Source organism: Mycobacterium sp. 1165178.9 (assembly GCF_001673555.1).
Taxonomy (GTDB): Bacteria; Actinomycetota; Actinomycetes; order Mycobacteriales; family Mycobacteriaceae; genus Mycobacterium.
The window spans coordinates 1-6,793 of record NZ_LZMB01000455.1 but is presented as its reverse complement, the minus strand read 5'-3'; the positions used below and the strand labels follow the sequence as shown (position 1 = coordinate 6,793).

Annotated in this window: 6 protein-coding genes and 1 pseudogene; 1 reads left to right on the top strand and 6 read right to left on the bottom strand. The window is 64.7% G+C overall.

All coding sequences use genetic code 11. The features are described from left to right. From kdpB to A5652_RS19340, 6 genes are all read right to left on the bottom strand, one after another. On the bottom strand, window positions 1-2,117 hold a 2,117-nt coding region (gene kdpB, locus A5652_RS19365), incomplete at its 3' end, for a potassium-transporting ATPase subunit KdpB (RefSeq protein ID WP_067355155.1). Continuing rightward, window positions 2,117-3,787, bottom strand: coding sequence for a potassium-transporting ATPase subunit KdpA (kdpA, locus tag A5652_RS19360; protein ID WP_067355151.1), 1,671 nt, complete (start codon window positions 3,785-3,787; stop codon window positions 2,117-2,119). The genes kdpB and kdpA, both read right to left, overlap by 1 nt. Continuing rightward, entirely contained in the window at window positions 3,788-3,877 is a 90-nt protein-coding gene (locus A5652_RS29230) for a potassium-transporting ATPase subunit F (RefSeq protein ID WP_067355147.1), read from the bottom strand. Beyond that, window positions 3,874-3,957, bottom strand: coding sequence for a potassium ABC transporter ATPase (locus A5652_RS29225; RefSeq protein WP_156745433.1), 84 nt, complete (start codon window positions 3,955-3,957; stop codon window positions 3,874-3,876). Before A5652_RS29225 ends, A5652_RS29230 begins: the two co-directional genes overlap by 4 nt. A gap of 348 nt (window positions 3,958-4,305) precedes the next feature. Beyond that, window positions 4,306-5,841, bottom strand: a complete 1,536-nt coding sequence (locus A5652_RS19345) for a cell wall metabolism sensor histidine kinase WalK (protein WP_067355139.1) — start codon at window positions 5,839-5,841, stop codon at window positions 4,306-4,308. Further along, window positions 5,838-6,548, bottom strand: coding sequence for a response regulator transcription factor (locus tag A5652_RS19340; protein WP_067355136.1), 711 nt, complete (start codon window positions 6,546-6,548; stop codon window positions 5,838-5,840). Before A5652_RS19340 ends, A5652_RS19345 begins: the two co-directional genes overlap by 4 nt. A 98-nt stretch (window positions 6,549-6,646) precedes the next feature. On the opposite strand from A5652_RS19340, the pseudogene A5652_RS19335 reads away from it, so the two are divergent. Then, window positions 6,647-6,793: pseudogene (locus A5652_RS19335) on the top strand (DNA-binding response regulator); the annotation flags it as partial.

The following is a 6,793-nucleotide window of genomic DNA, read 5'->3' as shown; positions in this document are numbered from 1 at the left end:
CCCGCAACGCACGGTGCGACGATGCCGCCGAGGCCATAGACATATAGGTTGCGGCTCAGCAATTTTGACGCGCTGTTCGGTGTGTATCGCACACCGCGCAGCGATAGCGGGATCAGCATGACGATGATGATTGCGTTGAAGATGACCGCGGACAGGATCGCCGACTGCGGGCTGTGCAGCCGCATCACGTTGATCAGGTCCAACCCTGGGAACAGCGCGACGAACATCGCCGGGATGATCGCGAAATACTTCGCAATGTCATTGGCGATCGAGAAGGTGGTCAGGGCGCCCCGGGTGATCAGCAGCTGCTTGCCGATCTCCACGATCTCAATGAGTTTGGTGGGGTCGGAGTCCAGGTCGACCATATTGCCGGCCTCTTTGGCGGCCGATGTGCCGGTGTTCATCGCCACACCCACGTCGGCCTGAGCCAGGGCGGGCGCGTCGTTGGTCCCGTCACCCGTCATCGCGACCAGCTTGCCGCCTTCTTGTTCGCGCTTGATCAGGTCGAGCTTGTCCTCGGGCGTGGCCTCGGCCAAGAAGTCGTCGACTCCGGCCTCGTCGGCGATCGCCTTGGCGGTCAAGGGATTATCGCCGGTGATCATCACGGTCCGGATGCCCATCCTCCGCATCTCGTCGAACCGTTCGCGCATGCCCTGCTTGACGACGTCCTTGAGATGGATGACACCAAGCACTCTTGCCTTTTTGTCGGCGATGCCGCCACCACTCTCGCCGACGACCAGCGGAGTACCGCCTCCGGCCGAGATGCCGTCGACGACCTCGCCGAGCTGCGCGGGCACCGTACCGCCGTGCGCGCGTACCCATTCCGCAACCGAACTCGCGGCACCCTTGCGCAACAGGTGGCCGTCGAGGTCGACACCCGACATCCGGGTGGTGGCCGAGAACGTCACCCATTGCGCCTGGGCAAGTTCACCGGGTGTGCGTGCCCGTAACCCGAAGTGCCGCTTGGCGAACACGACTACCGAACGGCCCTCGGGTGTTTCGTCGGCGAGGCTGGACAGCTGGGCGGCGTCGGCCAGCTGTTCGGCAGAGACGCCGTCGAGCGGGATGAAGGCCGCGGCCTGCCGGTTGCCCAGGGTGATGGTGCCGGTCTTGTCCAGCAGCAGGGTGTTCACGTCGCCGGCGGCCTCCACCGCCCGCCCGGACATCGCGAGCACGTTGCGCTGTACGAGCCGGTCCATGCCGGCGATGCCGATGGCTGACAGCAGCGCGCCGATCGTCGTCGGAATCAGGCAGACCAGGAGCGAGACCATCACGATTCCGGTCACACCACTTGCGCCCAGCGCCTGGCCGTCCGGGACGCCCGGATTGTTGACCTTGGAGTAGATCGCCAGAGGCTGCAGGGTCGCGACGGCGAACACGAAGATGATCGTCAACGCCGCCAGCAGGATGTTCAGCGCAATCTCGTTGGGAGTTTTCTGCCGGTTGGCGCCCTCCACCAGCGCGATCATCCGGTCGATGAAGCTTTCTCCCGGCTTCTGGGTGACTTTGACCACGATGCGATCGCTCAGCACGGTGGTCCCACCGGTGACCGCCGAGCGGTCGCCGCCGGACTCGCGGATCACCGGCGCCGATTCACCGGTGATCGCCGATTCATCCACCGAGGCAATGCCTTCCACGACATCGCCGTCACCCGGGATCACCTGGCCGGCTTCGACCACGACGACGTCGCCCTGCTGCAACTGCGGAGCGGCGACCGCTTCCTCGACCATGGTGGCTCCGGGCGCCCAGTCTTTGAGTCTCCGTGCCATGGTTTGCGTCTTGGCCCGACGCAGCGTTTCGGCCTGGGCCTTGCCCCGGCCTTCGGCGACCGCCTCCGCGAGATTGGCGAACAGCACGGTCAGCCATAGCCAGATCACCGTCAGCCACGCGAACCACGTCGGGTCCACGAACGCCAGCACGGTGCTCCAGGCGGCGCCGATTTCGACGATGAACATCACCGGGTTTCGCCACAGGGTGCGCGGGTCGAGCTTTCGCAACGCATCCGGTGTCGATTTCCACAACATATTTGGGTCGAGCAGGCCGCCCTGCACCCGCTTTCTGCTTGCGGGAGTTGCCGGTTGCGTCTGCTCGGCCGGGAGGATCGTGGTCGCGGTCATCAGTGGATTCCTTCAGCGAGAGGCCCGAGCGCGAGCATGGGCAAGAACGTGAGGGCGACGACGATCAACGTGACGCCAGCGACCATCCCGACGAATTGCGGCCGATGGGTAGGCAGGGTGCCCGTCGACTCCGGTGTGCTGCCCTGCTTGGCCAGTGAGCCTGCCAACGCCAGCACGAGCACGATGGGCAGGAATCTGCCGAAAGCCATCGCCAGCCCCAGGGCCGTGTTCCACCAGTCGGTGTTGGCGCTGAGCCCCGCGAAGGCCGACCCGTTGTTGTTGGCCGCGGAGGTGAACGCGTAGAGCACCTCGGAGAGTCCGTGCGGTCCGCCGTTGAGCATGCCGGCCCGCTCGCCGGGCAACGCCATCGCGATCGCGGTGCCGGTCAGCACGATCAACGGCGTGACCAGGAAATAGCTTGCGGCAAGCTTGATTTCGCGCGGGGTGATCTTCTTGCCGAGGTACTCGGGGGTGCGCCCGACCATCAGCCCGGCGACGAAGACGGTGATCACCGCCAGCACGAGGATGCCGTACAGGCCGGACCCGGTGCCGCCGGGCGCGACCTCGCCCAGCTGCATGTTGAACATCGCTATCATGCCGCCCAGGCTGGTCAGGGAGTCATGGGTGGAGTCGACGGCGCCGGTCGAGGTGAGCGTCGTCGCGGCGGCGAACACCCCGGAGTCGGTGACGCCGAAGCGCTGCTCGACCCCCTCCATCGCCGCGCCGATCGACGTCGGCACCGTGCCGTGATGCTGCACCTGAAACCACAGCATGAACGTCGTGCTGGTCGCATAGAGCGTGGCCATCACGGCAGCAATCGCGAAGCCCTGCTTGGTGTTACCCACCATCCGCCCGAAGGTGCGCGGCAGCGAGAAGCCGATCACCAGGATCAAAAAGATTTCCAGCCAATTGGTCCACGCGGTCGGATTTTCAAACGGGTGTGCGGAGTTCGCGTTGTAGAAACCGCCCCCGTTGGTGCCGAGCTCCTTGATGACCTCCTGGCTGGCCACCGGGCCGCCGGTGATCGTCTGCTGCGTGCCGTTGACCGTGGTAACGACCTGGTCGTGCAGGTGGAAGTTCTGGATCGCGCCACCGGCCACCAGCAGGATCGCGCCGATGATCGCGATGGGCAGCAGGATGCGCAGCGTTCCACGCACCAGGTCCACCCAGAAATTGCCGAGCTCACCGGTGCGCCTGCGGGCGAACCCGCGCACCAGCGCCACCGCTACCGCCATACCGACGGCGGCCGAAACGAAGTTCTGCACCGCCAGGCCGGCCATCTGTACGAGGTGGCCTTGGGTCGTTTCGCCCGAATATGCCTGCCAGTTGGTGTTGGTGACGAAGCTGACCGCGGTGTTCCACGCCAGCGACGGCGTCATCTTGGTGGCCGGGTCATGCAGGTGCAGTGGCAACTTGCCCTGCACGAGCTCGAACACGAACAAGAACAAGATGCTGACCGACGAGAACGCCAACACGCTGCGGGCGTAGGCGCCCCAGGTCTGCTCCGCGCGGGCATCGACCCCGATCAGTCGATAGATCACCCGCTCGGCTTGGAAGTCCTTTTCCGACGTATATACCCGAAACATGTAGTCGCCGAAAGGAACGTGTACGGCCACCACCGCCGCGACGAGAGCGACGAGGAAAAGGAGCCCGGCTGTTGTCGTGTTCACTTAGAACCTCTCTGGGAACAGCAGGGCGCCTGCGAGGTAAAGCGCGATGAGGATGGAAAGCCCCAGGCCGACCGCGTTCTGGTAGTTCACAGCCGTTCGACCATCTTCTGGGCCAGGCCGAGTGCGGCGAACACCGCCACGGTCAGCACGAGATACACCACCACGCCCATCATTTCTCCGTCCGCGCCAATCACGTGCATACGAAAGGGGACTCGACGAGCCAGCCACTTCACGTGGTGATCGCAAGCGCGGCGCAGCCGGGCACAGCGGGTCACCACCATCAGCGAAAGTCTCGCCAGCCAAGATCAGCTCGAAATTAGCGGCGTGTCATCCGCCGGCGCGTCCGGTTGACGGTTTCCTAACGGGTGCGCGGTGCACATTTACGGTTTCTTAACGCCTCCCGAGCGACCGGCCGGCCACACGTCTGTGCCGAGAGGGCGAGCCTGGCCGGAGAGAATTGCAGCGTTCACCAATCAGCCCCTGTGACAACGGCATACATGCGCACCGCCGCCGGCACGCTAATGCGATGGTTTGTCGGTGTTCGACCTGGTGATCAATGGCAGCCGCACCCGGAAAACGGTGCGGCTCTCGTCGGATTCGGCGGTGACTGAACCGTGATGTGCCTTGACGATGGAATTGACTATGGCCAAACCCAGTCCATTGCCCGAACCGTTGGATCTCGACTTGTCGGCCCGAACGAACCGCTCGAACAGCTTGGGCAGCAGCTCCGCGTCGATGCCGGGGCCGTCGTCGGTCACGGTCAATTCCGCGTACGGTGCCCCGGGACCGACACGGCGGCAGGTGATTCCAGTCGTCACCGTGACTCCTGGCGGGGTGTGCACGCAGGCATTGCCGAGCAGATTGCTGACCAGCTGATGTAACCGGGCGTGATCGCCGCGAACCCATACCGGCGCGTCGGGCAGTTCTTTGACCCAAAGGTGCGTGGAGGCTGCCACGGCCGCGTCATTCACCGCGTTGCTGACCAACTCGGCGAGGTCGACGTCCTCGGACTGCAGATCCTGTCCTTCACCGAGGCGGGAGAGCAGCAGCAACTCGTCGACGAGCAATGCCATCCGCCGAGCCTCGGACTCGATTCTGGCCAGTGCGTATTCGGTGGTCGGCGGCAGCGCCGAACTGTCCTGGCGGGTGAGTTCTGCGTAACCCTGAATGGCCGCCAGCGGTGTGCGCAACTCATGGCTCGCGTCGGTGATGAATTGGCGCATCCGCAGATCCGAGTCGACCCGATGCGCCAGCGCGCTATCGACATTGTCGAGCAAGCGGTTCAAGGTGTGGCCGACGATGCCTACCTCGTTCTGCGGGTTGGTGTCCTGCGGCGGTACCCGGACGCTGATCCGGTGGTCGTCGCCGGTGAGTGGCATGGCGGCGACACCGGCGGCGACCGCCGCGAGCCGGCGCAGCGGACGAAGCGTGTAGCCGACCACCCACACCGTGAGCCCGGCGGTGAGCAGCAATGCCGCCGCGGTGAGCACGATGGTGGTGAGCTGTTTGCGGGCGATGATGCGGTCGGCGAGATTCTGCGACACCCCGACCACGAGGACGTCGGACCCGTTGACGGTGCTGTCGATGCGGTAAGGCCCTAGCCTGCCGAGGATTTCGGTGCGCGCCGGTCCGTTACCCCAGGATTGCGATTGAAGGTCGCCGACGACGTCGGCCGGCGCGGGTTTCGGTTCGTCCTCGGAGAACACCGCCGACCCGATCACGGTGCCGTTGTGCAGCACCGCGATCAGGTTTCCCGGCGTCTGCCCGGTGAACTCCAGCATCGCCTGTGCGATCGGCGGGGTGCCGGGCTTCGACGAGACGTGTTCGCCGTTGCGGTATTTGGTGTATTGGTGGCTGAACGCGTCCAGGGACTCAGCGACATCCGCATCGCTCATGATGTTGACGTAGCCACGCAGGCTCAGCACCGAGACGATCCCGACCGTTACCAGCACCACGCTGACCACCGCCAGCACCCCCAACAGCAGTTGGCGCCGCAGCGAATGCGGGAACCACCGGGGAAAGTTCCCGGATGCGACCTCCGGGTCTCGGGTCATTCCGCCGGCCGCAGCATGTACCCCACACCGCGGACGGTATGAATCATCGGTTCCCGCCCGGAGTCGATCTTCTTCCTCAAGTATGAGATGTAGAGATCCACGATGCTGGTGCGGCCGGCGAAGTCGTAATTCCAGACGCGGTCCAGGATTTCGGTGCGGCTCAGCGCGCGGCGGGGATTGCGCATGAGGAAGCGCAGCAATTCGAATTCGGTGGAAGACAGCGATATCGACTCGCCATCACGGGTGACCTCCCGGCTGGCACTGTCGACCCGGAGGTCGCCGACCTTGAGCGTTTCGGCGCTCGGCGTGGGCTGCTGGCCGGAGCGGCGCAGCAGGCCGCGCAGCCGGGCGACCAGTTCCTCGAGGCTGAACGGCTTGGTCATGTAGTCGTCTGCGCCCGCAGTCAGACCGGTGACCCGGTCCATGACCGAGTCGCGCGCGGTGAGGAAGAGCGTGGGGGTGTAGGCGTCGGATTGCCGCACGCGTTCCAGGATCCGCAACCCGTCCACGTCGGGAAGCATGATGTCGAGGACGAGTACGTCGGGGCTGACCCGGTCGAACTTGGCCATCGCTTCGCGCCCGTTGTGGGCGATGTCGACTACCCAGCCCTCGTAATGCAGCGCCATTTTCACCAGGTTGGTCAATGCCGGCTCGTCGTCGACCAGCAAAACCCTGATGGGTGACCCGTCGGCTCGGTAGAAACACATAGTCGCGCGCCGCGGATGTGATCGCGCGGCTGGCCTACATTTGAGAATTCTATGAACTCCGTGACAGTCGTATGTGTGGCTTGCCAGAATGTAGGAACATGACCGTAATGTCGGGAAACTCAGCCGCGCAGCGCCCACGCCAAGCCATCCTGGGGCAGCTGCCCAGGATCTACCGAGCCGACGGGTCACCCATCAGGGTTTTGCTGGTCGACGACGAGCCGGCATTGACCAACCTGGTGAAAATG

What these genes read in the sequence shown, in the direction of transcription:
- A5652_RS19340 (WP_067355136.1), bottom strand. Translation starts at nt 6,548, where the DNA reads ATGTGTTTCTACCGAGCCGACGGGTCACCCATCAGGGTTTTGCTGGTC.
- A5652_RS19345 (WP_067355139.1), bottom strand. Translation starts at nt 5,841, where the DNA reads ATGACCCGAGACCCGGAGGTCGCATCCGGGAACTTTCCCCGGTGGTTC.
- A5652_RS29225 (WP_156745433.1), bottom strand. Translation starts at nt 3,957, where the DNA reads ATGGGCGTGGTGGTGTATCTCGTGCTGACCGTGGCGGTGTTCGCCGCA.